Here is a 26,286-nt window from a genome sequence, read left to right on the forward strand (position 1 = left end):
AGTGGTTCATCGCCGCTCGAGGGTGTTGCGGAGGTGTTGGGCGAGTGTGTCGAGTTCTCTGCGCTCGGCGGCGTCGAAGTTCTGCTGAGAAGCGGTGCGCTGTATCCGGTCGAGTTGGTCGGTGATTGCCCTCGTGTGATGGGAATGTGCGGTGTGCCAGGCGGCTTCGCGTAGCAGCGACAGCAGTCGGCCCAGCACCACCGGATCTTGGGCACCGTAACGCCGTGGCTGGCTGCACACGAGATCGAGGAGTTCGGGCCAGGTCGGGCGCTGCAACCGCACGCGTGGGGTGCCCGCCTCGTCGTCGAGTGTCACAGGGCCGAGCTGATATCCGGCCAGCTCGCACAGCAGGGCAGAACAGGAACCGAGCGCATGGATCGCGGTGGTCGGGTCGTTGATTCCCGGTGACAAGGCCCTGATCGCGACGTCGACGAGTTGCTGCAACCCGTACCCGACGTCCTGGGTGGCGGTGCGTTCGAGACCGGTCCCGAGCGAACGGGTCACCCGTTCGCGCAGAGCATCCAAGCTCTGCGGGTCGAGCGGATCACCGCGGCCCGCTGGATGACAGTCCGCGATCGGTGTACCGGCAACGAGAAAATCCCCGACCGCTCGGTCCATCCATATCACCACGCCGGCGTCGGCGGCGGCGCGAAGAAGCGCCTGTTCGTCGATGCTGACCAGGAATCCCGACGTAGCAGATTCAACAGGGTGCGATGGTGTCGACGGTAGTCTGGTGGCGCTGCCGTCCCCGCCGCGGCGGGGACCGAGGAGGCGCCGGACCACATCCATGCTGTCGGTATAGACATGGTGGAGCATCGTTTCGATGCGAATCTGGCGTACCAGGTGCGCCAGAAACAGCACCAGGGCCACGACGCTGAAAATGGTCAGGACGGACGCGAAGGTGACCGCGATCCTGGGGACGAAAGCAGGGTCGTCGCCGCTGCCACTTCGGACGGTGCGCAGTACCGTCAGTGCATAGACGAACGTCGCCAGAAACAGGGCGAGCGTGCGTTGGACGAAACGATCGGCCGCGAAGGTACGGAGCAGCCGCGGCGTGTACTGGCTGCTGGCCAATTGCAACGTCACCAGGGTCAGTGAAAACGTCAACGCGGTGACGGTGATCAGGGACGAGGCGATTGCCCCGAGGACCTCGCGTCCCGCATCGGCGCTGCCGCCGAACAGGAGGTTTACTGCCGTAGGCGGCAGCGTGTCGTCGACGACGGCATCGAGTTCCGGGAGGAAAATACCGGCGATGAGTGCGGCGGTGACGGCGGCTGCGGGAATCGGCCACAGACGCGTGTGTACGGCGTCCGCGAACAACCGTCGGCGAGATCCCCCCATTCTAAGAGCCCACCGGGGGATGATTGCCGTGACATGCCGCGGACAGCCGTGGGGTGAGCGGTCTGAAGTGCATCATGGGACTCTCTCCGGGAAGCAGGATCACTGGCTCAGCGATGGCCATCGAGGGACATCCGAGAGTGCCGAACCATCACCGACCGAGGCGCGGGAGATGACGCTCATGCTCCCATCGGATTCGAGGACTACCGCCGCGACGGCGGCCATGTCCCCCGCACCCGAGCCGCGAATCGCCTGGCGCACCTGGGCCGCAGTGACCCGCTGCGCGGCCAGTGCATCGTCCAATAACTTCCCGTTGATCAGCAGGAGCGTCGGCGCGGCCGTCATCACCGCCCGAATCGGGCGCACGCGGGAGGACACTGCCGCAGCCAGATACTGCAATGCCGCCAACACCGTCAGCGCCATGACCCCTTCGGTCCACGACACCTCGGAACTGAGCAGAATCGTCGCCAGCGTCGAACCGAGCGCCACCGTCACCACGAAGTCGAACGCATTGAGCTTGGCCAGGGTTCGCTTGCCGGACAACCTGAGTATCGCAATCAACGCAACATACGCGGCAGAACCCACCACCGCCGTGCGGGCTATATCGGACCACGAGTCGAACCACATCCTCTCGGCGTACCCGAGTGCTTCCGCACGAAACCGCATCGCGGTAACCGGAACCGACACGCCCAGTGCACGCTCGATACCACGCAGGATCTCATCACTTCTCAACTCGGAGCGGAGTCGCCGAGTTGAGTGACCTGCTTGCCCTGCGCGGTGGCCCGCCGGTACAGCACCCGACCGAGCACTCCGGTCACACCGAAAGCGACTGTGCTGCAGACAAGCACCAGCGAACCTGCCGCCAGGACCGTGTCCTGCACGCCGATCCGTTTCGCTTCCAGCGTCAGGTAGAACAACGCCGACACACCCACCGGGCCGAACCAACCGAGATAGAGGGCATCGGGCATCGGTAGACGCAGCGGCCGTCGCAGCAACAGCACGATCGGAATTCGCCGCAACACCAGCACCGCCAGTACAAGAACCGGGCCACGCCAACCGAGCTCACCCCACTGCGACCACGGCAATGCCGCCCCGAGCAACACGAACAACGGCAACACCGCGAAGCGGTTGACGGCCTCATCGATAGGTACCTCTGCTGCCCGTTCGGCGCCCGTCCCGGTGCGATTGAAGGCAAGTCCACCGACGAATACGGCCAGAATTCCGTCCACGTGGATCAGGCCGGCGATCCCGAGAATGCCCAAGGCCAGAACAACGGTGAAGAACAGTGCCGGTGCATGCGCTGTCGCCCCATGCTTCTCACCCGAGCGCAGTGCCCGCCCACCGAGCCACCCCATCAGCGCGCCCATCACGGCGGCACCGAGAATCTGCCACAGTGATTCGCCCACCGCCTCGGCCGCGGACAGTGACCCCGCCGCCGCGATCGCGACGATGACCAGTGGTAGCGCCAACCCGTCATTCGCCCCGGACTCGAGGGACAGGATCTGGCGATCGCGGGCAGGCAGATCTGCTTCGGCTGCATCGCCGGTGACCACACTGGACGCCAAGACCGGATCGGTGGGGCTCAGCGCGGTTCCGAACAGCAACGCCGCCGCTATCGGCAGGCCGAGGATGGCCCACGCCAACCCGGCTGAGACGGCCGCCATCACGGGCATCGCGATGATCAACAAGATGACCACGTCCCGCCCCCGGGGGCGAATGTCGCGGATCGGATAGCGTAAGGCGACCGCCATCACGGAGATGGCCAGGAGTATCCGGCTCACCTCGTGTAACAGGGTGTGCTCGACGGTGAGTGGGGGCATCGCGAGGGCCCCGGCGAGGTGCGGCCCCAACAGCACGCCCGCGGCAAGGCCGAGAAGAGGTTCCGAGATCGGCAGGCGACGCATCTTGGCCGATATCGCCGCCACCATGACCCCGAGCACCCCGACTACCGCGAGTACGACATCGAGCTTCATTCGTCACGGGTACCCCGAGTGCGGTCTCGCTCACCCCGGCGAGAGGAGCGATACCGATACTCCCCTCGAGGGGCCGGGAGTGTCGGGGTCAACGCGCCGGTGTGGTTGCGGCATCGGCACAGTGCGTATTACCAGCGGCCCCGTGGGGCGTAGCCGGGCGCCCAGAACGGCATGTACCCGTAGTAGCCGTACAGGCCCGCGTAATACTCGGGCGCGTTCTCGAGTTCCGGATCGTAGGGGGAGCTTCCCGCAACGTTGTCCTTGGTGCGATCGATGTGGACTTCACCGGCTTCTCGCCGGGTGATCGCATCAACGGGTATCAACCTTTTCGTCTTGCCCAGTCCGAGGAATCCACCCGAACCGATCCGCAGGAATCTGACCCTGTTCTCCTGCTCGTCGACGAGCAGCCCGTCGACGTTGCCGATCTCGTGCCCTTCGCGGTCATACACCTTCTCCCCCCTGATGTCCTCGAGCGGATTCGCCAGTGTCAATGTCGTGTCGTCGAGATCGATCAGCGTGGGGTAGTTTTCTGTTTCCATCTGCCTCTCCTTTTCTCGTGGTTCGCTCGAATAACCTGGAGGCCAGGACGATTGATCCGAGGTGATCGATGCCCGTCGAGGCGGTGCCGACGGTGCCACGGCCTGTAACGGAATGGTGGGTACCCGCACGCCGATGGCGGGACCGGCGTCGAAACCGTCCCGGCACCTGCCACGTTTCCGCGGTTCGGACGCGATGTCAACCGACGAGCGTCGGGCGATTTGTCCGGTTTATCCGAATGGGCGTGGGGGTACGCCTCGGGCAGACCACCAATGACCCTACAAACGACGATGGGAGGTGGAGCAGATGTTCCGGAGGATCGCCTATGCCGCTGTGGTCGGTGTCTGTGCCGCAACGTTAGTGGCCTGCGGATCCGACGAACCGGACTACTGCCGCCCTCACGGTGCGATCGGTACCCGCTATGCCGAAATCGGCGCCGAGGCCGGTCCCCTCGGCCGTTGCACCGGTGACGAATACCAGGTCGACGGCGGCCGCATACAAGACTTCGAGCACGGCGCGATGTACTGGACCAGCGACACCGGGGCGTGGGAAGTCTACGGCGACATCGGAAAGAAATATGCCGGCGACGGTGGTCCCGCTTCGCCGGTCGGATGGCCGGTCAGCGGCGAGCTTTCCACGCCCGGCGATGCGGGACGATTCAACCGGTTCCAGCACGGCAACATCTATGCCTCCGCCGCGGGCACTCATCCGGTGTATGGCGCCATCTTCGACGAATGGGGTCGGCACGGCTTCGAACAGGGCCGGTTCGGGTTCTCCACCACCGACGAGTTCGACATTTCCGGCGGCCGGCAAACCAACTTCCAGGGAGGCTGGATCCGATGGCTCGACGAGGGCAACCGAATCATCACGTCCTGACCGGCAGTGATCCTTCCCGGACGGCCCCGCCCCTCCGGAAACGGTTACCTGCGCCCACTCTTGCCGTCCTTGTTGCCGCCGTACTGGTGACTGGCTGCTCGACCGACGCTGAACCCACCGAGACGACGGGAACCGTCCCACCGGTGTGGACCGGTTCTCCTGCCCCATTGACCACCGGTGAGATACCCGGCCACCCTGGCCATTCACCGGGCGGCAATGTCCTCTCCACCGGGTTTCTCGACGCGGACGGCGGACCTGCGGGGACGGTGACCTTCGTTGAACGGGCCGGTTTCGTGGAGGTCCGAGCCGAGGTTTCCGGTCTCGAGCCGGGTTTTCACGGCTTCCACATTCACGAACGAGGACTGTGCGAACCCGACCCGACACCGCCCGGCGGCGGCGAGCCGGGCGATTTCCTGTCCGCCGGTGGACACATGCAGGTCGGCGGCCATACGGGCCACCCCGCCAGTGGCGACCTGACCTCGATCCACGTTCGCGAGGGCGGCACCGGAACTCTGGTCACCTCGTCGGAGGCGTTCACCCTCGACGATCTGCGCAATGACGGGCAAGGGCGGGCAGTGATCGTCCACGCCGACCCGGACAACTTCGCGAACATCCCTACCCGCTATTCGTTGCCGGGCGCTCCGGTCCCGGACGAGCACACGCTGTCGACCGGTGACGCCGGTGCCCGAGTCGCGTGCGCGGTCATCAAGTAAAACGCACTCCCTCGGTCGACGGTGCCCCGCCCGAAACATGAAGAGGTGACAATCATGAATCCGTACTATCCCCTGGCGATCGCGCTGTATGTTGTCGCCGCGCTTCTCCACGGGAATCTGGGGACCATCCTGTGATGGAAGACAACGAGCCTGTCGATTCGGCGGCAGGCCACATGATGGCAAAGGAGCGTAAAAGGTGACTACGAAAGGACCCGGTGGCAATCCGACTGCGGATGAACCGAATTCCGCGAGAAAGGATGCCGATGATCGCGGCACTACCGCACCCACGTCCGCCAAAGTAGATTTGGCGCCCACGCGAACCGGGAGGATGTGGGTGGCGGTGACCGTCGGCGCACTCATCCTCCTCGCTCTGCTGATCTTCATTCTTCAGAACACCGAGCGCACCGCGATTACCTTCCTCGGCTGGAACTTCTCCCTGCCACTTGGCATCGCCCTGCTGTTCGCCGCCATCGCCGGACTGTTGGTGATGGCTTTAGTTGGCGGTGCCAGGATCTGGCAACTGCGACACGCGTACAACAAACGCTGAGCCGGGCGGCCAAGCAGCCCGGCCTCCCGGGGCCCGCACTGCCGAGTAGCCACCTGGAGCACACGCGAGCTGTATTGCGCCGGGCTTCGTCTCGTACAGGTAAGCAGCGACGGCGCGCCCTCACCCGTGCGCCCGGCCCACTCCCGGAGGCCGAGACTGGCGCCGATGTCGCGCTGCCGGTGTCCTGGATCTACCTCTGCAGAACACCGACCAGGCGGTGCCGCCCCGCCGTGAGGACGTCCCCTCGGTCTCGACCATCTTCGCCTTGAAATGTGTGCCCGGGCCCGTACCGTGGGTGTCAAGACCTACCCCAGGCAGGCTCCCAGATATACCCGAGGACTGGAAAACGGACTTCATGACCGACACCTTCAGAACACTGCGTACCTCCACCTCCGCGAGCACCGAATGGATCAAGTCCCACCTGGATCGGATGGACCAGGCAGCGGCGCGGCCGAACCCAGAGAATAATTTTGATGTCGGCAGTGAGTCGCCTGGCCCGAGGGGCGAAAGACGCCCTCCGGCCGAATAGGCCCCACCTCGCACACCGGCGTTCATCCCTTGCCCTGTGCTGCACGAACCACACTCGGCGGCACTGTAGACCGTGGGCCTTCACAGATCAGCGTGGTGGCCGGCGCCAGTGTGGGTATCCGCTCGTTATGAGCATCATCACCGAATCCATCGACGTCGAGGTTCCCATTCGCGTCGCCTACGACCAGTGGACACAATTCGAATCGTTCCCCCAGTTCATGAAAGGGGTCGAGGAAATCCGGCAGATCGACGACACCCACACCCACTGGACGATCGACGTGTCCGGTCATCTCCGCGAATTCGACGCCACCATCACCGAACAACACCCCGACCAGCGGGTGGCATGGAAGTCCGATTCGGGGCCGACCCATGCCGGGGTGATCACTTTTCACCGCCTCAGCGACACCACCACCCGGGTGACGGCGCAAATGGACATCGACCCTGACGGGTTCGTCGAGAATGTCGCAGACGCACTCGGTGTCCTCGATCGCCGCGTCAAGGACGACATGAAGAGATTCAAAATCTTCGTCGAGGACAAGGACACCCTCACCACCGGATGGCGCGGCGACATAGACCGGCCCACAACCTGACGCATACGAGGGTGGTCGAGCCTTACCAGCTGCATTCTGCCCCGCGCTCGGACGGCACTCGGAAGATCCATTCAACCCAGACCGGTCTGTCGCAACCCGCGCGGGTGTGGTGCGGCGCCGCGACCGATGTGACGACCCCTCGCCATCAGCCGGCGGCACCACCTCCACGGTAACTCGGCCACCGTTCGTGAGCCACCGAATCGGCGCAACCGAGAGTCAGCAGGCGTGCGCTGTGCAATTGTTGCCGTGAGGGTGCATGGTAGGAAGATGCCACGGAGGGTAACTCAGCACAGTCCCAAGACCAAGCCGGCTACGGGCACTGCAACAGGCCCGGTGGAGACCGTCGACGCGATAACAGACGCGATGTTGACGGCGTCGCGCCTGCTGGTGTCGCTGTCGGCCCGCTCCATTGCGTCGGTGGACGATTCGATCACTATTCCGCAGTTCCGGGTCCTGGTCGTCCTCGAAACCCACGGCCCGATCAACCTCGCCTCGCTGGCACAAAATCTCGACGTGCAGCCGTCCACCGCTACCCGGATGGTCGATCGACTTGTCTTCGCCGACCTGATCACGCGGGAAGCCAGTCCGCACTCGCGCCGCGAGCTGATGGTCGGGTTGACCAGACGTGGCGCGGCGGTGGTGCGGGAGGTCACGACCCGCCGTCGGCGTGAGATCGCAGCCGTGGTCGAGAAGATGCCACCGACCACCCGCGTCGGCTTGGTACGGGCACTGAAAGCATTCACCGCGGCCGGCGCGGAACCGGACGCGCAGACTTCCCTGGATATGTACTGGGTGTGATCGCCTCGGGCGGCGCAGCCGCTGCCCCGTGCGGCACTGCCCGGTGGTTCACCGCAACGAGGAGGCCCTGCCGTCAGCTCTCGTTCTCTGGATAGCGGCCTTCAATTTGCAGATAGCGACCCGTAGGGGGACTGCGGTCGGCTGGAACTGTGCCGCGGTCATCCCCGATCTCTGAGGTTTCCACTCGCCGGCTCAGTGCACGTCGAGTCGTCGAACTGGAACGCTGGCGGTCAGGGGTCGACGCTACCGCCGAACCTTCGACCTGTATCGGCGCCTGCGAGGAAATACGGACATTTGCGACATAGTTTTTATATGGCACTATGCAATTGTTGCTGTAACGGCGAAACCGCTCGGTCGTGCCGAGCGGGCGAGAGGAGTCCGAACGTAACGACGAAAGCGCGGCACTGAGCTGGGCTTTTCATCCGCACGGCGATTCGCCCCGACCCGCGGGCGCAGGTCCACATGGGTCGGGAAACGTCGCTGTGCAGATCACGACACCGGATCCGCTGTGTCGCCGTGCGGCGAGCGCCCGGTGACCTTGACGAGCCGGACGGTACGACGACGCACCGCCCGGTCCCGACATCGAAATGCAGGTGCTGCTGGAATGACCACGATGACCGATCCGTACACGTCCCGCGTGTCAGGGAGACCGCAGGTGCTCGAACGTCCGCACCCCGTCGTGTGGGGCACGTCCACGACGCCGGATGTGGCGCTCTTCGCCGAACGCGGATATCTTCAGCAGGACCACGCGCTCAGCACCGAGTCCGTCGAGAACTGTCTCGCCGAGATCGACCGGCTCCAGAACGATCCGGACGTTCGCGGCGATGCACGGATCGTCCGGGAAGAAGGCACCAGCGCGGTGCGGTCGATCTTCGACATCGTCGAGTTCAGCGACATCGTGCGGGACGCGGTCGCCGAATCCGGTGCCGAGGACATTGCCCGAGAGATCCTCGGATCCGAGGTCTACATTTATCAGAGCCGACTGAACTACAAACCGGGCTTTCACGGCGGCGCCTTCTACTGGCATTCGGATTTCGAGACCTGGCACGCCGAAGACGGAATGCGGCACCCCCGCGCGGTGAGCGCGTCGATCGCCCTGACCCGCAACGAGACCTACAACGGACCGTTGATGATCATGCCCGGAACGCATCGTTCGTTCGTGCAGTGTGCCGGCGCCACCCCTGAGGACTACTATCGGGAGTCCCTTGTCACCACTGCCCCCCGGGCCGGTGCCCCCGCCGAAAACATCATCGCCGACATGGCCGACAGCCACGGCATCGACGTGCTGACCGGCGCAGCAGGATCGATGACGGTCTTCGACTGCAACGCCCTGCATGCGTCGGGCGGAAACATCAGCCCGTTGCCGCGCGCGAACATCTTCGTGGTGTTCAACAGTGTCGACAATCCGATCGACCGACCGTTCTCCGGCTCGGTCCCACGTCCGTCCTTTCTCGCCAAACGTCCCCCTGCGACCGGGATGGCGGCTGTCGAGTCGTCGACGGCCGCGGACATCTGTGCCACGCGCGAGGGTGGGAACCGCCGGTGAGCGCCGGTCTACGCCCCTCCGTCTTCGACGAACTCGAATCCGAGGTCCGCAGCTACTGCCGGCGTTGGCCGACCATCTTCGCCACGGCGTCGGGTTCGTGGTTGACCGACGAGACCGGGCACGAATACCTCGACTTCTTCGCCGGCGCCGGATCGCTGAACTACGGGCACAACAACCCGGTGCTCAAATCCGCGCTCGTCGACTATGTCGCACGCGACGGAATCACGCACTCGCTCGACACGTATACCGTCGCCAAGCGGGAATTCCTCGAAACGTTCCATCGTGTGGTCCTCGGGCCCCGCGATCTCGACTACAAGGTGCAGTTCCCCGGGCCGACCGGAACGAATGCCGTCGAGGCTGCGCTCAAACTGGCGCGAAAATGCACCGGCCGTGAAACCGTCATCAGCTTCACCAACGCCTTCCACGGGATGACACTGGGCGCGCTGGCGGTGACCGGTAACTCGATGAAACGTGCCGGCGCCGGCGTACCCCTCGTCCATACGACCCCGATGCCGTTCGACCACTATCTGGGTGGGTCCGTCGACGACTTCCACTGGCTCGAGCGTGCCCTGGAAAATTCCGGGAGTGGGCTGGAAAAGCCCGCAGCGGTGATCGTCGAAACGGTGCAGGGCGAAGGCGGCGTCAATGTCGCACGGCCGCAATGGCTGCGGGCGCTCGCCCAACTTTGCCGCGACCGCGACATCCTGTTGATCGTCGACGATGTGCAGATGGGATGCGGACGAACCGGCCCGTTCTTTTCGTTCGAGGACGCCGGAATCGAACCCGACATAGTCACGTTGTCCAAGTCGATCAGCGGATACGGCCTGCCCATGGCACTGACACTCCTCAAACCGCATCTCGATATCTGGGAGCCGGGCGAACACAACGGGACGTTCCGCGGCAACAACCTCGCCTTCGTCACGGCGCGTGCCGCGCTCGAACACTATTGGGCCGACGACGGCCTACAGGATGCCACCCGCCACCGGGGCGACATGATGAGCGCGGCGTTCACCGATCTCACTGCCACACTCCCGACCGTGTCCTCCCGCGGTCGCGGGATGGTTCAGGGACTCGTTTTCGCCGACGCCGCGCAGGCCGCACGCGTGAGCACCCACGCCTTCGAACACGGTCTGCTGGTCGAGACCTCCGGCCCCCGGGACGAGGTCGTCAAATTGCTGCCGCCCCTCACCGCCACCGACGACGAGATCGCATACGGGGTCCGGATGCTCGCCGACGCGGCGACCGCGGCCACCAACCACCGCTGATGCCGCATCGGTCTTGGCGATCGTCGTAGTTCTCGTCAGGCTGATCGCGTTTCCGGTGAGCACGGAGCACGGAGGCTCGTCTGCATCACTGGTCCGACACAGCTGCGGGTTATTCTGCGCGCCCCGCACCGCGGTACCCCGTGTCTTTCGGTCGCTCGTGGTGTCGTCCCCAGATGCCGTCACCGTCCACGGTACGACGTCGTCACGGGCAGATGGGTGCTACCAGGCGGTAGATCTGCTGCGTCTGTTCCGGGGTGGGTAGGGTGCCCCGGTTTTCGGCCTGCGCTGTGATCGTCGCGGTCACGGTCGGCTCGTCGGCGCCGTTGGCGAGATCGATGCACGGTTCGATGGCGATATGCGCGATCGAGTCGTCGTTGCGGTTGCTGGCCAGCTCGGGATAGCGGGTACGGAATGCGGCGACGAACGCGGCGAGATCAGCATTGTAGCGGGCCATTTCGGCGGCACGGTCTCTCTCGTCCTGGGTGCCGGCGGTCTCAGGGGAAGCTGTGGTGGTGTCACGAAATTCGGTGTCTGTGCCGGAGCCGCAGGCAACCAGCACCCACAGGGCGGCGGCGACACCGCACGCGCGGGCGAACCTCATGAGCGCAGGGTTACCACCCTTACGGGGCGGCAAACACTGCCAACCGGCAACCGGTAGTGCGCCGGCACGGGCTGTCTAGGTGCTGGCGAATACGCGGGCTGAGATTCCGAGGTAGATCAGCATGAATACCAGTAGCGCCCAGCCGGTGCCGTGCCAGATCGGCCAGGTGCCCCCGGTCCGCCATGCGCGGTAGGCGCGGACGAAGGCGCCGAGACCGCCGAGGAGCAGGATGCCGGTGGGCACGAAGGCCAGGATGTAGCGGCCCGCGGTGGAGCAGACCATCGTCTGGGCGCCGGTGCACTCGTCCGTTTCCCCGGCGGCCGCCCACACGACGGTGACCACCATGACGGTCAGGGCGGCGCCGATTACCACGCCCGCATAGCGCGCGGCCCGGCGGAAGGTGGCCCCGTCGGACCAGCGTTTCTCGACGTCCTCGGTCATGGCGGACGACCTGTGGTTGCTTCAGCTACCGGCGGCGCGGTCGGCGAGTGCGCTGTGCCCGGATTCGCGGGCACAGTGCGCGCAGCAGTAGATCGTGTCGTCGGCTTCGACGCCGTGCCCGAGAATGCGGCAGCCGCAGTGCGCACACTGCGGCGCCATCGCCTGGGCGGCGCATTCGAAGCTGTCGAACACCGCGGACCGGTCCCCGCGGGTGATGGTGAAGGCCTTGTCGTAGTCGTTGCCGCAAGTCTCGCAGGTGGGCATACCTCTCAGCCCCTTCCGGGTTCGTTCGGCGTCGTGGCATAGACAGCCAGGAGGTCTACCCTCCGGGGTTACCCGACCCCCCGAGGCGTAAAACCGGTGCTCGTGTCAGCGGTTACGAGGCCCTGCTCCTTGCACCGCAGGATTTCCGGCTCCATGACGCTCAGGCTCGATGTCGTGGCGGGCTCAGGCGCACTCCCAGCCAATCCGGTCGGTCGAGGGTCGCGGTGAGGGTCATACCGGCGGTTTCGGCCGCCTCGGCGATCACGCTCGGGTCGACGAAGCCGTCATGGCCGGTTTTTGGGGTCAGCAACCACACGTACCCGTCCGGGCCGAGGAGGGTCTGTGCGTCGAGTAGTTCGTCGGTCAGGTCGCCGTCGGGTTGTCGCCACCACAACAGGGCAGCGTCGGCGAGTCCGTCGAGATCGTCGCCGGTGACGGTTGTGCCGCCGAGTTCGCGGATATCACCGCGTAATTCGTGGTCGACGTCCTCCCGGTAGCCGAATTCGGCAATCAGCATGTCTGAGTGCACGCCGAGCCGGTTCCCGGTGGCGGGTGCGGGGCGTTGTCGGTCGGTCATCATCCTCAGGGTCGTGCGTTTCTCGGGTGTGCCATGGTGCGCCAGGCAGCAGTCCCGGGCGCGGTCATCGCCACCCCGAGACCTTGGCGGGCCCGTGGACCTCTCGTCCGCAGACCCCGCTTATGCAACTCTTGCATAGTGCCATATTGTCGAGTTGTCGTAAATGTCCGATTCGACTGTTGCCGTCGATTCCCGTCCGTTCACGTGCCGGGACGGCGAAACGAAAAGGTGGTGAAGGCTTTGGCTGTGCCGGATCTGTCGCCCGAACAACGTGCCGACGCGCGCCGGGTCGCGCTCGAAGCCAGGACGGTGCGGGCGCGGGCCCTCACGGAGATTTCCGCCGGGCGGTGGACCGTGCCGCGGCTCCTCGCTGCGGCGCAGGCCGAGCGTGCGCTGGCACGGACCAAGGTGGAGGCGGTGTTGCGCGCGTTGCCCGGGGTGGGACCGGTGGGTTCTCGGGTGCTGCTCGCGCGGGCGGGAATCGCCGAGAACCGGCGAGTGGGGGCGTTGACCGAGCGGCAACGCCGGTCGCTGACCGAGATCACCGAGTACCCGATTCGATGGCGGTCGGATTCGGTCGGGTAGCGCGCGTGTAGATGCCGCACACCACGAGAGGCAGACGGCGGGTCTCGGCGCTATCTGCGGTGGCCGTCGCCATCATCCGGAACGGGTGCGAGAAGATTGCAAAGGGACCGATAGTAGTCCAGTAGCGAGATTCGCTGTGTCGGTTCGCCCCAGCGGGCGGGTACCCGGCGAGCGGGCCGTGTCTCGGTGTCGATGCGCCGTTGCCAGTAGGAGGCGAGCCGAGCCGATCGGTTCACCTCGGCTCCCGGCGCACTCATCACGACCCACTCTACTACCCGCATCTGCTACCGAGGCCCGACCGCGGCAGGAGAATGCATCACCGAATAACTGTAGCGGGCAATACTTGCAGTGGCGTTGATATCGCATGGTCTCGGGTTGACAGGCTGGCGAAGTGGGAATTCGGAGCGCGGTGACCCGGTCCTCCGCGGGCCGGGGTGGGGCATGACGGCGAAGGACTGAGGCAGATGACGGAGAGCGAGAACCAGCGCACGCTGATCGATCTGGACGAGGCCGCCCTGATGCTCGAGCATCCGGCCCAGGACATCCGTGGGCGCAGCGTCTACGACCGGGACGGACACGCGCTGGGGACGATCGAGGGTTTGATCGTCGACGAGGCGGAGCGGAAGGTGCGGTTCCTGCGGATCGGCTCGGGTGGGTTCCTCGGGTTCGGCAAGACCGCCCGGCTGGTGCCGGTGGACGCGATCACCCGTATCACCGATGACGCGGTCCACCTCGACCGGAGCAAGGAACACGTCGCCGGCAGTGACCCCTATGACCCGCAGGTGATGCCGGTCTCGGACTTCTACCGGCGCCTGTACGAGCATTACGGGTACGTCCCGTTCTGGGCAGCTGGGTATGTCTACCCGTATCCGCCGCCGCCACCGCCGTGGCCCTCGACCACCACGTAGTCCCCGGACCGGCGATTTCGGTCGGGGCGTACTCCTGCGAGCGCTACGCTCGCCGTCTGCATGCCCGGGACATCTGCAGGGCGCCGGCGCTCCGGTTGGTCAGGGTTCGCCGACGGCGGCCGATTGGGGGGTCTGGGCGGCGGAGGTAGATCGTAGGAAGGGGACGATGCGGTCGGCGATCGCCTCGTTGTAGGTGACCGGGTGCTGGTTGGGGTTGGCGTGACCGGTGCCGTCGAGTTTGACCACCAGCAGGGTGCCCTCCGGTCCGCCGGAGTGGTCGATGAGGATGCGCTGGCTGTAGTCGACGTCGACGACCCGGTCCGCGGCGGCGACCCGGGGACGCAGGAACACCATCGCGGGACGGGGTTTGGGCTCGCGCGGTGCGGCGAGCGCATCGAGGTTGTCGATGGCGCCGGAGGCGACGATGACTCTGAATTGGGACTCGATCAACCCATTGCTCGCCGCCCGCCGAGAGAGGATCTTCTCGCGCAGGACCTCGCCGAGAACCTCACGCAGCTCGGACGGGTCGATGCGGGGGTACCAACTCGAGGGGTCGACGAATCGGTGCTGTCGGGCGGCGACCTCCACGAACAGCCGCAGCACCCGACTTTCGCGGGCGCCGGGAATCCAGCCGATCCACCTCAGCAAATCTTCGCCGGCGTCCCGGCTCTGTGCGCGGACCGCGTGCAGATCGAGGGGCGTGCAATCGAGAATCACCGCGTCGACGGCCAGATCGGTGTCGCGGTAGAGGTGTTCGGCGACTTCGAGGGCGATGACGCCGCCCATGCTGTGCCCGGATACCACGACGGAGCCGACATTTCGGTCGCGGGCATGGGTGGTGATCAGGTCACTGATTACCTTGGTGTCGATACCGCTGTTGTCGTAGCGCACCGCCCACACCTGCCCGATGCGTGAGAGCGTGGGCAGTGAGGTGGCCGTGCGGGTGGCATCGAGGTTGCCCAGTCCGACCAGTTCGACGACCGCGGTGTCCCGTTCCGACGACTGCTGGGCGTCATAGACCGGGTGGATCTGCGGTTGAGTGGTGGCGAGCCGGACCTGCTGGGGCAGCACGTCACGCATCCAGTAGACACTGCTCGCGCACAGCACCGGTACCAGTACCCACACCGCCAGCCACACCAGCGCTCGGCGGGTGCGCCCGAACCGGACCCAGTGATGCCCGGTTCGGGTCTGTCGCAACCGTGCTCGGCGGCGCTCGTCGCTGTAGTCGGCGACGGTGGTGCGGTGGCGTGGGAGCAAGGCAGGCATGGGAATCGGTGCAACGGGCACGGTGGGCGGGAGCGTGGGACAGGTCGGTGGGGCTTTTCTTTCACTGTAGGACCCTTGGCAGGGGAACGCGTTCCCTGTGTCTGCGGCAAAAATGCGTAGCGCTCCAGCGCCACCGTCATCGGCCCAGGCCGTCACCGAGCTCGATGCGCGGCCGGTGTTGTGTGCGAAGCCGCGAGCACACCACCCAGAGGAGGCCGTCGATGGCGACGTTGAGCAGAGCCGGGCCCCAGTAGAGCGCATACCCGAAGGTTTGGGCTGCGGAATCGAAACGGTAGGGGTCGAGGATCACTGGCAGCGACCACGGCAGCCCCAGCGGTAGCAACGGCAAGAGCAGGATCCCGGCACCGATGTTCGCGCCGTCGGTGGGGGATGCGAGCTCGGCGACGAGTAGGAACAGCAGGAGCAGCCCGACCACCAGGGCCGCGTGCGCGCCGAGGATCCACCTCCAGGTTCGGCCGTGTCGCCGACCGGTCGCAGGTCGGGTATCACCCGGAATGGCTGCCGCGGCCGGCGCCGCCGTTCGTGCCGGGGCCGCCGGGTGCGGCGGTGGTTCGGGGTGATCGGTTGATCTCCGACGCCGGGCATGGTCGTGGATGTGGCTGAATCGACGGCGCACACGAGCGTTCAGGTTCATGTCTTCTCCGGGTCGTGCGCGTTCCGGGTGGTGGTGCAGCGGGAGACGCGGACGCGGCAGATGCGGCGGCCGTCGAGGGCGCTGACGGTGAGTCTGTGCCCATCGAAGGTGATGCTGTCACCGAGTTGGGGTACGCGTTGGAGCCTGTGCAGCAGGAATCCCGCGACCGTCTCGTACGGGCCGTCGGGCAGCGCGATGCCGGTGGCGGTCTCGAAATCCTCGATGAGCAAGAGCCCGTCGACGTGTTGGCGATTCGGGTGGCGAGTCGAGTCCGAGGCGGTAGGTGGGCCGAGATCATCGGCCTCGCCGCCGATCTCGCCGATGATCTCTTCCACGAGGTCTTCGAGGGTGACGATCCCGGCGGTGCCGCCGTACTCGTCGACGACGATCGCGATCCGATGATTGCCTCGCCGCATCTCGGCGAGAGCCGCCAGCGCCGGTTTCGATGTGGGCAATTGCAGCACCGGCTGGCAGATGTCCGCCGCGGTGGTGGCGTGATGCTCGTCGGCAAGAAGCAGGTCGCGGGTGTGGACGAATCCGACGACATCGTCAAGTGAGGTTGCGGTGACCGGGTACCGGCTGTGCCCCCAGTGCAGCGCCTGCTGCTGGGCCCGGGCGAGTGGGGTGTCGGCGGCGAGGAAGTCGACGTCGGTGCGTGGGCGCATGACCTCGATCAGGGTGCGTTGACCGGCATCGAACACCTCCGACACTATCTGGCGTTCACTCTCGGCGAGCGCACTGTGCCCGATCAGAAGGTCCCGCAGTTCTTCGTGGGTGATCGCTTGCCCTTTCGCTTTCGGGTCTCCTCCTACCAGGCGCACCAGCAGGTCGGTCGAAGCTGACAGCAACCAGATGACCGGACGCATCACCGTGGCGAACCGGTCCAGTGTCGGCGCCGTCAGCAGGGAGACCTCGGTGGAGCGTTGCAGCGCAATGCGTTTAGGGACCAGCTCACCCAGAATCAGCGACAGATAGGAGATCACCAGGGTGGTGCCGATCAACGCGGTTCCCGAGGCGGCCGCGGCCGGCAGACCCCATGTGCGGAACGTCGGCACCAGCGCGGGTGCGATGGTCGAGGCGCCGTAGGCGGCGGAGAGGAATCCGGCCACCGTGACACCGATCTGCACCGCGGAGAGGAACCGGTTGGGGTTGCGGGCCAACGCAGCGGTGCGTGCGCCGCGGCCACCACGCCGCTCGAGGCGCCGGATCTGCCCCTCCCGCAGTGACACCAACGCGATTTCGGTGGCGGCGAACACGCCACCGACCAGCACGAAAAGGAGCACCAATGCAACATTGACCACGGTGTCGTTCATCGCGGCAGCCTGGATCGGATCGGCCGGGGTCTGTGACGGTTGCCCATGTCCCTTCCTCCACGGAGTCCGTGATCAGCTCCTGGCGGGCTTCAGTGTACGACGAAACCGGACAAATCGGACACCTGGCGGTGCTGGTGATGTCGTCCCGTTTTACGGCCGAGCGCGGGTTGCGACGTTGCCGATTCTCCGCCACGCTCGCATCTGTGCCGCTCAGTGTGCTGATCCAGGTTGTGTGTGTGCTCGTGCTGGTGGCGGCGGGCACGATGATGATGGTCGTCGGGGCCTTCGGGTCGGGGTTGGGGTGCCTGCTCGTCAGCGGGACCTGGTTCTGGCGCCTCTACCGCGACGACAATCCGTGAACAGGGTTTTCGACGCGTCACCTCGTGGACACCGTTGACACCCCGCCGGTTATACGGGCAGGTAGCGTGATGCGGAGTCGACTCGGTGGCGCCCGGCACCGGGGCTCGCCTGTCATTGTCGGAGCGTGATGGGAGTCGACTCGGTGGCGCCCGGCACCGGGCGCGCCTGTCGTTGTCGGGTTGAGCAGAGCCGTCAGTCTCAACCCCTACGACGCCTGCCACGGGTATCGAATCTTGACGCCGCTGCCGGGTGTTTGTGGAAGGATGACTGCTGCCCGGGTCCCGCAATCTCCACAAGAGGTTCCGTGGTTTGCGTTCGGCATGTTCCGATCCATGACGCTTCACGCGCCTCGTCGGCCCACAGAGGAGACCGCCCATGCGCACCTTCGTTCATCTGGTGCTGTTCGTGTGTGCCATCGCGGTCGCGGTCGGCGCGTTCCTTCCCGTCGCCGGTGAAATACAGCCGAGCAACGTCGCGCTCGTAGATCTGCGTGACGGATTCTCCGCCGGGTTCACCGTCGAGCAGGTCGAGGATCAGGCCGTCGACTTCTACCGGTCGATGACGGTATTGCTGCTGGTGGCCGCGGTCCTGCTGCTGGTCGCCGCCGTGGTGGGTTCTCACGCGGCCGGCTGGTTGGCGGTGCTCGTCGGGGTCGGCACCATTGCGGTATTCGGGTGGCGGCTCTACGACCGCTTCGGCGATCTCGTCCGCGACAACTACGACACCTTGCTCGGCGGCCGCTGGGGGTTGTACCTCACCGGCGGCGGCCTGATCGTCGCGCTGTTTGCCCTGCTGGTGCCGAAGGAACGACCGGCCACCTGAGTCGAGGGCGTTCGACGGTGTGCGCGCAGCTCAGACGTTTTCGTCGATGCAGGCCAGCCGGTCACCGGCCATTCCGGCCTGGCCGGGACCGGTCATGGTGCGCTGCGCGTGCAGCACCACCGAGTGGGCCTCGTTATCGCGCACTTCCCAGTCGACGGTCGTCGTCGCCTGCGCGTTGCCGCTTTCGTCGGTGGTGATGTCGAGCCAGATCTCGTTCTGCGGGTTCGCGTAGGCCGGATCCGACGACGGGGATTGCGGTGTGGCGGCGGGATCGACGTCGTTCTGATAGTGCGGTCCCGAATCCGAGGGTGCCGGCCCGCACGGTTGGGTGTGTACATGCACACCGAAGTCGCGGTTGGGGGCCAGGCCGGTCGCGTCGAGGGTGACCGTGGTGCGGCCGTCCTGCTCCTCGGAGTCGATGGTCACGGTCGAACCCACGGGGACGGCGGCTTCGTCGTAAGTGAAGGCGTTATCGTCATCGCCGACTTCCCCAGGCAACTGAAACGCCGCGCCCGGTGTGCCGGGCAGCGGAGTCGGGATACCGGTATTCGTCGTGGTTTCGGCGGACATGGGGGGTGTTTCGACCGTCTCGGTCGATCCGTCGTCGCCGCACCCCGCGGCGACGAGCGCGGTCAGGGATATGCCCGCAATCAGGGCGGCTCGTGGTGTGCTCATATTCGGCGATTACCCCACGGCGAATGCTGGAATCACACGACATCGCAACTCGATTTGCCGGCCAGGAACCCGCGGCACGGGATGAAGAAGTAAGTTGCTCCGACGCGTCCCCGAGTAATGGTGGCGGTCACCCGCAGCGCCGGGTCAACCGGACGAGACTGAGGGCAGCACGCGTGGACCCGATCACGAACTCGTGCCAACCGAGCGGGATCACGAAGTTCGCTGCCATGCTGGTGCCAAAGGAACCGGGGCATCGCCGCCCAGACCCCGAACAGCATGGTGACGGCACCGACCATGCCTCTCGACGGACACGAGGAAGTCCCGGTCGGCCAGCCGTCGGTGTCAGCGGGCGTTTCGGTGTTATCGGGCGACGTTCTCCACGAGCGGCCGCGGACCCGCTTTCGCGGGTCCCTCTCACTGCAGAGACCGTGGCAGAAGCTCGCGATCTCTCCCGTGATTGCGGAGAGATGGTGTGCGGCACTATCCGACGCCTCGGTCACCGCGTGGATGCCATCGCTTGCGGATCCGTTGATGACGCACGCATGTGCCGGGATGTCCCGGGGTACCCGCACAAGAGAGGCCACCTGAATCGGATGTGACGGGCACCGCACCGTACGACGACCGCGTGGGGCAGCGGGAAAGGATCGCATGATGCTCGGATTGGGAATCATCGGCTGGATCGTCCTTGGCGGACTGGCCGGATGGATCGGTAGCAAGATCATGGGCACCGACGCCCAACAAGGCATTGTCCTCAACATCGCGGTCGGCGTCGCCGGCGGGCTGCTCGGTGGGCTACTGGTGGGGCTGTTCGGTGTCGACGTCGCAGGGAGGGGACTGATATTCAGCTTTCTTACTTGCCTGTTCGGAGCTCTGATCCTGCTCTTCGTGGTCAAAACCGTCATGGCTCGGCGCACACACCGCTAACAGCGCCGCCGAATCGGACCTTGCCGCCCCCGTCGATCGCTACGCTGTGGACCACCCGGGCGGTCGGCTCCCCTGTGCGGAGATGCTGGCACATAGTCGGGCTCCGACGTGGTCGACGAAACCAGGGCCTGCTGCGGATCGTCGCCCAGTGCGCGTCGGGTGGTGATATTTCGGCGATCATCCTGATCTCGGGTGCCGGAATCACGTAACACCGGAAGAGCCGGCAAGATCTTTGCGGCAATCTCTGTGCAGCGCGGGTCAAATCCCCTGCTGCGGCCATCGTGGTCGGGTCACCCGGTGTCGCCGGTGGTGGTGAGGGCGGCGCGGGCGTCGACGTGGCCGAGTGCTGTGACGGCGAGGACGGTCACACCGATGAGGACGTCGTTGATGGTGGCGGGGGTGGCCCCGCTACCGAATCCGTAGTCGAAGAGCAGCGGGGAGACGATCAACCAGCCCCCGGCCAGCCCACCGGCAGCGGTCGCGGTCAGCACCCGCAGCGGCCGGGTCAACCGGACGAGGCCGAGGACAGCGAGGGCGGATCCGACCAGGAGCTCGTTCCAGCGGGCGGGGGATAAGAAGTCGGTGCCGGGCTCGTGCCAGAGGAACGGCGACATCGCGACCCAGACGCCGAACAGCATGGTGATGGCGCTGACCATGCCTGGGGTCTGTGGGCCGGGGAGTCGTTGGTGCCAGCGGGCGCTTCGATCGGGGCGTTCGGCCGGATCGAACATCAGCCGTTCGACGAACCCGCGGTGGCCGCTCGCCTCGATCAGGGGTAGCGGTCCGGTCGGTGGGTGGTGGCTGCGGATCATGTCGTTCCTTGTCGATTTTCCCGATTGTCCCGGGGTTCGGGTGGTGGCCCGGCTCTGCGGTTGTGAAGCGCGCGGCGGGACATCTCAGTGGACGTCGACGACGACGGCATAGGTGCCGACCCCGACCAGGCGGACCCCCGCCACCTGCCCGAGGGAGCCGAGCAGGGCGGTGATCGCCCCGGAGCCGGGATCGAAATCGACGTCGGCGACGGTGCCCCACTCGTTCCGGCGGTGGTCAGCACCCGTTTGCCGATCAGGGTGTGGTCGCGGCCGGTCAGCGCGGCGATCGCCGCGTCGGGTTCACCGACCGCGTCCGGCCCGCCGACGATGACGGCATCGTCGCCGAATGTGCCGATGTTCGCCCACGGCACCATGGTGCCTTCTCCGGGTTTTTTCACCTGCACCGCGACCACCCGCCGCACCGCAGGGTCGACCACGAATCCGGCGACCTGCCCGATCGTGTCGGCGGCGTCGGAGCCGACGACCTGCCGGCCCACCGCGGCGGAGAAACGCATCAGGATGCACCTCGTAGTTGCGTCCGGAACGCGTCGACGGCGGCACCGAACCCGGCCAGGTCGTCACGGACGAAACCGGTCGCGCTCGCCGGCACGATCAGATGTTCCCCGGACGCGGCCAGCGTGTCCGGCAGCGGCAGCAGCATTTTGGTTCCTTTGCCCCGCACGGCCTGCGACGATTCGATTTCGTAGCCCACGACATCGCACCGTCCGCTGGCGGGGTCGCCGACCTCGACGATCACATCGACCACGGCGCCGAGCGCGGTGCCGGTGTCGGTGAGCACCTCGGCGCCGAGGACGTCGCTGCCGGATCCGCGGCGGGACGAGGCATGCGCGAGGGCACCCGTCAGCGGGCCCAACGCATCCTCGTCGGCGATCATGACCGCATCGGCGCCGAGCGCGGCCACACGCTCCCACCCCAGTCCCCGATCGAGGGGGCCGGAGAACGGTCCCCGCCCGGCGAGGGTGAACCCGGCGACCTGACCGCCGGTGGGCGCATAGACGATGTCCTTGACCTGGGCCACGGCCTCACCGGCCATCGTCACCACCGGGCGGGCGATGATCTCGCTGCAGCGCATCAGGACGCTCATCGCCTACCCCCACCGCCGGCGTCCTCCGGGTGGTCCGGGTGGTCCGGGTGGTCCGGGTGGTCCGGGTGGGCGATGATGACGCCACCGGCGCGGCGGCGGGCCTGCACGAGCAGGAGCACACCGATGATCACCGCGACCACCGCCGCGATCACGATCAGCCAACTCCACCACTGCATCAAGATCACCCTCCGCTTCGGGGGACCGATGTACCAGGTGTTTTCGAGCGTACTCTCCGCACCGCGGGCCGGGGCTCTCGAAAAGGTCGCGTTTTCACCGCTGGTGGCGGACCGGCGTCCGGAAAGGGCTATTGTGTTCTGCCATACCCTTTTTCGTGTGGGCGACAGGTGAAACAGCAGGACTGCGCGATCGCCGGGCATCCAGATCATGCCTGTGCGGACACGGGGCTGCTCCTAACATGGGTTTCATGGAGGGCATTTCGCCGCCTTCGACACCTCTCGGAGACGTTCTGAAGGTGCGACGACGCCGGACCTATGTCGGCCGCGAGGGTGAGCGTGAATTGGTTCGGGCGAGGCTGGAGTCGGCCGATCAGCAGCTGTCGGTGCTGTACCTGCACGGCCCCGGCGGCATCGGGAAGACGGCACTGCTCGACGTGCTGGCGGAGATCGCGGCAGACGCGGGTGCCACGGTCGTCCGGCTCGACGGCCGCGACCTTCCCCCCTCCCCCACCGCTGTTCTCGACGTACTCGGCGAAACCGTCGAGGTGCCCGTCACCGGGGCGATCGCGCGCGGCGAGGAACGACTCTGCGTCCTCGTCGACACCTATGAGGTGCTGGCGCCCATCGACGACTGGGTGCGTACTCGGTTGCTGCCCCGTCTGCCCGCGACGGCGCTCACCGTGATCGCGTCCCGGACGCCGCCCAGCCCGCAGTGGCGGGCCGATGCGGGTTGGTGCGATCTGTTGCGCGTGGTGTCGATGCGGAACCTCACCCCGCGGCAGTGCCGCCAGTATCTGCGTGAGGTGGCGGTGCCGCCGCAGGTGCACGAGCGGATCTGCCAGATCACCCACGGGCACCCGCTGGCGTTGTCGCTGGTGGCCGATGTCGCATCTCGGGGCGGTGAGGTCGCCGCCGACCCGTTGACCCCCGACCTCATCGGGGTGCTCATGCAACGCTTCATCGATGTGGTGCCCAGTCCGGTGCACCGGCGGGCGCTCGAGGTGTGCGCCCTCGCCCGGGTGACCACCGAATCCTTGCTGCGTGACGTCCTCGAACTCGACGACGCGCACGAGGTGTTCGCCTGGCTGCGGCACTTGTCGTTCGTCGACGCCGGCCCGGAGGGACTGTTCCCGCACGACCTGTCCCGCGACGTCGTGGATGCTGATCTGCGGTGGCGCGACCTCGACTCCTACACGACCGTGTTTCATCGCGTGTGGCGGCACCTCCGCCGCAGGCTGACGTTGTGTAGCGGGCGCGAACAGCAGCGGGTGATCTTCGACCTGAAGTTCGTGTTCCGGAATTTGCCCGGGGTCCTCTCCCCGGTGGACTGGGGTTCGTGGGGCCATCACTATCCGGAGCCTGCACGCGAGGAGGACCGTGAGACGATCGTCGGGATGGTCCGCTCACATGAGGGGGCGGAGTCGGCAGAGATCTGTGCCGCGTGGTTCGTCCGCCAACCCGAGGGGTTCTTCATCGTGCGCCGGCCCGACGGCGGCGCGCGCGGGTTCTTCGGCCTCCTCGATTTGAGTCGCGCGTCCTCCGACGACCTGGCCGCGGATCCCGGTGCCGCGGCTGCCTGGAACTTCGCCCGGGCGCATGCGCCGCCGAGAAGTGGGGAGGCGATCACCCTGACGCGGTTCGTGGTCGACGGCAGCACCTACCAGGACCCGTCGCCCACCCTGAACGCCATCCCGATCATCACCATGCAGCGGTACCTGTGCACCCCGCTGCTGTCCTGGGACTTCCTCACCCTGGCCGAACCGGACCGGTGGAACGAGTATTTCGCTGTCGCCGACCTTCCCCGGGCCGAGGGTGCCGATTTCGAGGTCGGTGCGCGCCGATACGGGTTGTTCGCGCACGACTTCCGGCGCGTCCCGGTCGATGCCTGGTTCGAGCAGGTCGCGGTTCGCGCACTGTCGGAGAATCCCACTGCGCCTGCCCTGCCGGCGGCGCACGTGCTGGTGCTGTCCCAGCCCGAGTTCGAGCAGGCGGTCCGGCAGGCGTTGCACGACTGGCACCGCCCCGACCTGCTTCGGCGGAATCCGTTGATGCGCACCCGGCTCGTCTGCGATCGCGTCGGCGCTGAACCCGATGTCGCCGAACTTGATTCGGTGCTCCGCGACGCGGTGGACGCCTTGGCCGGCGATCCCCGCGACGACAAACTGGTACGCGCGGTGGACCGGACGTATCTGCGCCCGGCCGCGACCCAGGAGGCCGCCGCCGAAATGCTCGGGTTGCCGTTCAGCACATATCGGCGTCACCTCACCCAAGGTGTCGCACAGATCGTCTCGTGGTTGTGGGATCGCGAAATCTACGGGCCCAGAAGTGAACAGAAGTGAGCAGTAATCGGACTGGTGGTTGAGCACCGAATTCTCGCATTCTCCTCGTAGTCGTCGGCCACATCCCCGAGGAGGCTCCCATGACAACGCACATCGGACACCGGACAGTCGTGCTCGGCGCCGGCATCGCCGGCCTACTCGCAGCCCGGGTGCTGTCCGAGGCGTACTCGCAGGTGATCGTGGTTGATCACGATCACCTCCCAGCCAACGCGGTCCCGCGCCGCTGTGTGCCCCAGGGGCGCCACACCCATGTCCTGATCGAACGCGGTCAACAGGTTCTCGAGGAATTATTCCCCGGTTTCACCGCGGAACTGATCGGGCAGGGGGCCCCCACGCTCGACAACGTGCGCGACGTGCGCTGGTGCCTGAGCGGGTACCGGTTTCCGCAGCCGAAGAGCGGAATGACCGTCGTCAGCGCCAGCCGGCCGTTCCTCGAGGACCGAGTGCGTGCCCGGGTGAGTGAACTGCCCGGTGTCACCATCGTGGACCGCTGCGAGTCCCTGGGCCTGGTCACCGCCCCCAACCGCCACCGCGTCACCGGTGTCCGGGTGGTGCGGCATGCCGACGGCAGCGCCGAGGAGGTGCTCGATGCCGATCTGATCGTCGACGCGACCGGGAGGGGGTCACGCGCCCCGAGGTGGCTGACCGAGCTCGGCTTCGAACAGCCGGCCGAGGACAAGGTGCATGTGGGTTTGGGCTACGCGACCCGGATCTATCGGGCCCCGGCGGCGGGGTTGGGCAGCGACCTCGGAGTCGTGATCGGTCCGACACCCGATGCTCCCCGGGGAGGGGCCCTGCAAATGCTCGAGGGTGACCGCTTCCTGGTGACGCTGATGGGGATGCTCGGCGACTATCCCCCCACCGACCCGGACGGTTTCCTCGATTTCGCCCGGTCACTGCGTCTTCCGGATCTCTGCGTGGCGATCCGGGGCGCCGACCCGATCGAGCAACCCCGCTCGTTCCGATTTCCGGCGAGTATCCGCCGCAGGTACGAGCGTCTGGCCCGACTTCCTGCCGGGTTCCTCGTGACGGGAGACGGCTTCTGCAGCTTCAACCCGATCTACGCGCAGGGCATGACCGTGGCCGCGCTCGAGGCCATCACGCTACGCCGGCACCTGAACCGCGGGCCGGAACCGGACGCACGGGCGTTCTTCCGCGACATGTCGAAGGTGGTCGACGTACCCTGGCGTCTGTCGGTCGGAGCGGACCTGGCCTTCCCGGAGGTGGTCGGAGATCGCAATCTCGGTGTACGGATCGCCAACGCCTACATCCCGCGGCTGCACGCCGCGGCCGCACACGATCCCGTGCTGGCAACCGCCTTCCTCCGCGTCGCCGCCCTGATCGATCGTCCCGAACGGTTGATGAGCCCGGGAAACATGCTCCGCGTTCTGCGGCAGAACCTGCCTCACCCCGGCCCGACCGCCCGCCACCGAGCACCGGATCAGGCCAGTGAGGTGAACGCCCCATAACCGGCATACCGACCCCTGGGCAACGCCCCGCCCCCGGAGGGCCACGCGCATACCGCACAGCGCATGGCAGCGCCCGCAGATCCTCCTCGATCAGCACCACCGGTACCGTCGGAAGACGTGGCGCCGGAAGCGGTGACGTAGCTCAGCACCAACCACAAGCCTGTGTGCACCGGGTGACGGCCTCGACGGCGGTCACCCCACAAAGGTTGTCGAGGCCAGACGGTCGGGATGCGATTCCATTCGCCGTCAGCCTGCAGGAGCGGGAAAGGTGGCGGACCAGACT

General features: G+C 66.4%; 30 protein-coding genes. 14 read left to right on the plus strand and 16 right to left on the minus strand.

All coding sequences use genetic code 11. The features are described from left to right. Positions 1-6: 6 nt before the first annotated feature. The 4 genes from GFS60_RS30635 to GFS60_RS30650 all read right to left on the minus strand — a co-directional run bounded on the left by GFS60_RS30635 (position 7) and on the right by GFS60_RS30650 (position 3,850). Positions 7-1,341, minus strand: a complete 1,335-nt coding sequence (locus tag GFS60_RS30635; RefSeq protein WP_159927876.1) for a DUF2254 domain-containing protein — start codon at positions 1,339-1,341, stop codon at positions 7-9. A 99-nt stretch (positions 1,342-1,440) separates the two neighbouring features. Next, on the minus strand, positions 1,441-1,965 hold the full coding sequence (locus GFS60_RS30640) for a DUF421 domain-containing protein (protein ID WP_159929031.1): 525 nt from the start codon (positions 1,963-1,965) through the stop codon (positions 1,441-1,443). 101 nt (positions 1,966-2,066) lie between these two features. After that, a complete protein-coding gene (locus GFS60_RS30645) occupies positions 2,067-3,311 on the minus strand; it encodes a cation:proton antiporter (RefSeq protein ID WP_159927878.1) in 1,245 nt (414 codons plus the stop codon). Positions 3,312-3,439: 128 nt separating this feature from the next. Next, complete coding sequence (locus GFS60_RS30650) at positions 3,440-3,850, minus strand: PRC-barrel domain-containing protein (RefSeq protein ID WP_159927880.1); 411 nt, start codon at positions 3,848-3,850, stop codon at positions 3,440-3,442. Between the two features lie 304 nt (positions 3,851-4,154). Between GFS60_RS30650 and GFS60_RS30655 the strand changes: the two genes are divergently transcribed. The 7 genes from GFS60_RS30655 (at position 4,155) to ectB (ending at position 10,711) form a co-directional block, all read left to right on the plus strand. Continuing rightward, the gene (locus tag GFS60_RS30655) at positions 4,155-4,724 is read left to right on the plus strand and encodes an LGFP repeat-containing protein (RefSeq protein WP_159927882.1); all 570 of its coding nucleotides are present in this window, start codon (positions 4,155-4,157) and stop codon (positions 4,722-4,724) included. Continuing rightward, positions 4,688-5,437: a superoxide dismutase[Cu-Zn] gene (sodC, locus tag GFS60_RS30660; RefSeq protein WP_159927883.1), complete on the plus strand. Its 750-nt coding sequence runs from the start codon at positions 4,688-4,690 to the stop codon at positions 5,435-5,437. The genes GFS60_RS30655 and sodC overlap by 37 nt, the downstream gene beginning before the upstream one ends. A 328-nt stretch (positions 5,438-5,765) precedes the next feature. Continuing rightward, positions 5,766-5,984 carry a LapA family protein gene (locus tag GFS60_RS30665; RefSeq protein WP_159929033.1) on the plus strand — a complete coding sequence of 73 codons (219 nt, stop codon included), beginning with the start codon at positions 5,766-5,768 and terminating at the stop codon, positions 5,982-5,984. Between the two features lie 656 nt (positions 5,985-6,640). Further along, complete coding sequence (locus tag GFS60_RS30670; protein WP_159927884.1) at positions 6,641-7,102, plus strand: SRPBCC family protein; 462 nt, start codon at positions 6,641-6,643, stop codon at positions 7,100-7,102. Between the two features lie 363 nt (positions 7,103-7,465). Next, the gene (locus tag GFS60_RS30675) at positions 7,466-7,900 is read left to right on the plus strand and encodes a MarR family transcriptional regulator (RefSeq protein ID WP_230990280.1); all 435 of its coding nucleotides are present in this window, start codon (positions 7,466-7,468) and stop codon (positions 7,898-7,900) included. Positions 7,901-8,504: 604 nt separating this feature from the next. Further along, complete coding sequence (locus GFS60_RS30680; RefSeq protein ID WP_159927886.1) at positions 8,505-9,446, plus strand: phytanoyl-CoA dioxygenase family protein; 942 nt, start codon at positions 8,505-8,507, stop codon at positions 9,444-9,446. Then, the gene (gene ectB / locus GFS60_RS30685) at positions 9,413-10,711 is read left to right on the plus strand and encodes a diaminobutyrate--2-oxoglutarate transaminase (RefSeq protein WP_442972222.1); all 1,299 of its coding nucleotides are present in this window, start codon (positions 9,413-9,415) and stop codon (positions 10,709-10,711) included. The genes GFS60_RS30680 and ectB overlap by 34 nt, the downstream gene beginning before the upstream one ends. 202 nt (positions 10,712-10,913) lie before the next feature. Here the strand turns inward: ectB and GFS60_RS30690 are convergent, their stop codons facing one another. The 4 genes from GFS60_RS30690 to GFS60_RS30705 form a co-directional block, all read right to left on the minus strand. Continuing rightward, positions 10,914-11,312 (minus strand): hypothetical protein, encoded by a 399-nt coding sequence (locus tag GFS60_RS30690; RefSeq protein WP_159927888.1) that lies wholly within the window; start codon positions 11,310-11,312, stop codon positions 10,914-10,916. Between the two features lie 75 nt (positions 11,313-11,387). Next, positions 11,388-11,753 (minus strand): hypothetical protein, encoded by a 366-nt coding sequence (locus tag GFS60_RS30695; protein ID WP_159927889.1) that lies wholly within the window; start codon positions 11,751-11,753, stop codon positions 11,388-11,390. 21 nt (positions 11,754-11,774) lie between these two features. After that, positions 11,775-12,017, minus strand: coding sequence for a hypothetical protein (locus GFS60_RS30700; RefSeq protein WP_159927890.1), 243 nt, complete (start codon positions 12,015-12,017; stop codon positions 11,775-11,777). Between the two features lie 160 nt (positions 12,018-12,177). Then, complete coding sequence (locus GFS60_RS30705; protein WP_159927891.1) at positions 12,178-12,594, minus strand: DUF3052 domain-containing protein; 417 nt, start codon at positions 12,592-12,594, stop codon at positions 12,178-12,180. Positions 12,595-12,840: 246 nt separating this feature from the next. On the opposite strand from GFS60_RS30705, the gene mihF reads away from it, so the two are divergent. Together mihF and GFS60_RS30715 are read left to right on the plus strand one after the other, a co-directional pair. Further along, positions 12,841-13,179 (plus strand): integration host factor, actinobacterial type, encoded by a 339-nt coding sequence (gene mihF, locus GFS60_RS30710; RefSeq protein ID WP_268962670.1) that lies wholly within the window; start codon positions 12,841-12,843, stop codon positions 13,177-13,179. Between the two features lie 464 nt (positions 13,180-13,643). Further along, entirely contained in the window at positions 13,644-14,087 is a 444-nt protein-coding gene (locus tag GFS60_RS30715; protein WP_159927895.1) for a PRC-barrel domain-containing protein, read from the plus strand. 99 nt (positions 14,088-14,186) lie between these two features. Here the strand turns inward: GFS60_RS30715 and GFS60_RS30720 are convergent, their stop codons facing one another. The 3 genes from GFS60_RS30720 to GFS60_RS30730 form a co-directional block, all read right to left on the minus strand. Continuing rightward, the gene (locus GFS60_RS30720; protein WP_159929035.1) at positions 14,187-15,353 is read right to left on the minus strand and encodes an alpha/beta fold hydrolase; all 1,167 of its coding nucleotides are present in this window, start codon (positions 15,351-15,353) and stop codon (positions 14,187-14,189) included. 136 nt (positions 15,354-15,489) lie between these two features. After that, entirely contained in the window at positions 15,490-16,008 is a 519-nt protein-coding gene (locus tag GFS60_RS30725) for a hypothetical protein (RefSeq protein WP_236603562.1), read from the minus strand. Further along, positions 16,005-17,321, minus strand: a complete 1,317-nt coding sequence (locus tag GFS60_RS30730) for a hemolysin family protein (RefSeq protein WP_159927897.1) — start codon at positions 17,319-17,321, stop codon at positions 16,005-16,007. Before GFS60_RS30730 ends, GFS60_RS30725 begins: the two co-directional genes overlap by 4 nt. Before the next feature lie 203 nt (positions 17,322-17,524). Here GFS60_RS30730 and GFS60_RS30735 point away from each other — a divergent pair, with 203 nt between their 5' ends. Continuing rightward, positions 17,525-17,680 (plus strand): hypothetical protein, encoded by a 156-nt coding sequence (locus GFS60_RS30735; protein ID WP_159927899.1) that lies wholly within the window; start codon positions 17,525-17,527, stop codon positions 17,678-17,680. 376 nt (positions 17,681-18,056) lie between these two features. Next, a complete protein-coding gene (locus tag GFS60_RS30740) occupies positions 18,057-18,503 on the plus strand; it encodes a hypothetical protein (RefSeq protein ID WP_159927900.1) in 447 nt (148 codons plus the stop codon). 30 nt (positions 18,504-18,533) lie between these two features. Here the strand turns inward: GFS60_RS30740 and GFS60_RS30745 are convergent, their stop codons facing one another. Continuing rightward, a complete protein-coding gene (locus tag GFS60_RS30745; RefSeq protein WP_159927901.1) occupies positions 18,534-19,178 on the minus strand; it encodes a superoxide dismutase family protein in 645 nt (214 codons plus the stop codon). 651 nt (positions 19,179-19,829) lie between these two features. On the opposite strand from GFS60_RS30745, the gene GFS60_RS30750 reads away from it, so the two are divergent. Further along, complete coding sequence (locus GFS60_RS30750; RefSeq protein ID WP_159929039.1) at positions 19,830-20,102, plus strand: GlsB/YeaQ/YmgE family stress response membrane protein; 273 nt, start codon at positions 19,830-19,832, stop codon at positions 20,100-20,102. 290 nt (positions 20,103-20,392) lie between these two features. Here the strand turns inward: GFS60_RS30750 and GFS60_RS30755 are convergent, their stop codons facing one another. Genes GFS60_RS30755 through GFS60_RS30770 form a run of 4 tightly spaced genes read right to left on the minus strand, consistent with a single transcriptional unit; the run spans position 20,393 to position 22,195 of the window. Next, entirely contained in the window at positions 20,393-20,914 is a 522-nt protein-coding gene (locus tag GFS60_RS30755) for an SPW repeat protein (protein WP_159927902.1), read from the minus strand. Further along, on the minus strand, positions 20,911-21,429 hold the full coding sequence (locus GFS60_RS30760) for a PRC-barrel domain-containing protein (RefSeq protein ID WP_159927903.1): 519 nt from the start codon (positions 21,427-21,429) through the stop codon (positions 20,911-20,913). The genes GFS60_RS30755 and GFS60_RS30760 overlap by 4 nt, the downstream gene beginning before the upstream one ends. Beyond that, the gene (locus tag GFS60_RS30765) at positions 21,429-22,019 is read right to left on the minus strand and encodes a PRC-barrel domain-containing protein (RefSeq protein ID WP_159927904.1); all 591 of its coding nucleotides are present in this window, start codon (positions 22,017-22,019) and stop codon (positions 21,429-21,431) included. The genes GFS60_RS30760 and GFS60_RS30765 overlap by 1 nt, the downstream gene beginning before the upstream one ends. Next, a complete protein-coding gene (locus tag GFS60_RS30770) occupies positions 22,016-22,195 on the minus strand; it encodes a hypothetical protein (protein WP_159927905.1) in 180 nt (59 codons plus the stop codon). Before GFS60_RS30770 ends, GFS60_RS30765 begins: the two co-directional genes overlap by 4 nt. 248 nt (positions 22,196-22,443) lie before the next feature. Here GFS60_RS30770 and GFS60_RS30775 point away from each other — a divergent pair, with 248 nt between their 5' ends. Then, complete coding sequence (locus GFS60_RS30775; RefSeq protein ID WP_159927906.1) at positions 22,444-24,534, plus strand: ATP-binding protein; 2,091 nt, start codon at positions 22,444-22,446, stop codon at positions 24,532-24,534. An 80-nt stretch (positions 24,535-24,614) separates the two neighbouring features. After that, positions 24,615-26,003: an NAD(P)/FAD-dependent oxidoreductase gene (locus GFS60_RS30780; protein ID WP_159927907.1), complete on the plus strand. Its 1,389-nt coding sequence runs from the start codon at positions 24,615-24,617 to the stop codon at positions 26,001-26,003. The last annotated feature ends 283 nt before the right edge of the window (positions 26,004-26,286 follow it).

It is taken from the genome of Rhodococcus sp. WAY2 (assembly GCF_009859915.1).
GTDB lineage: Bacteria > Actinomycetota > Actinomycetes > Mycobacteriales > Mycobacteriaceae > Rhodococcus_F > Rhodococcus_F oxybenzonivorans.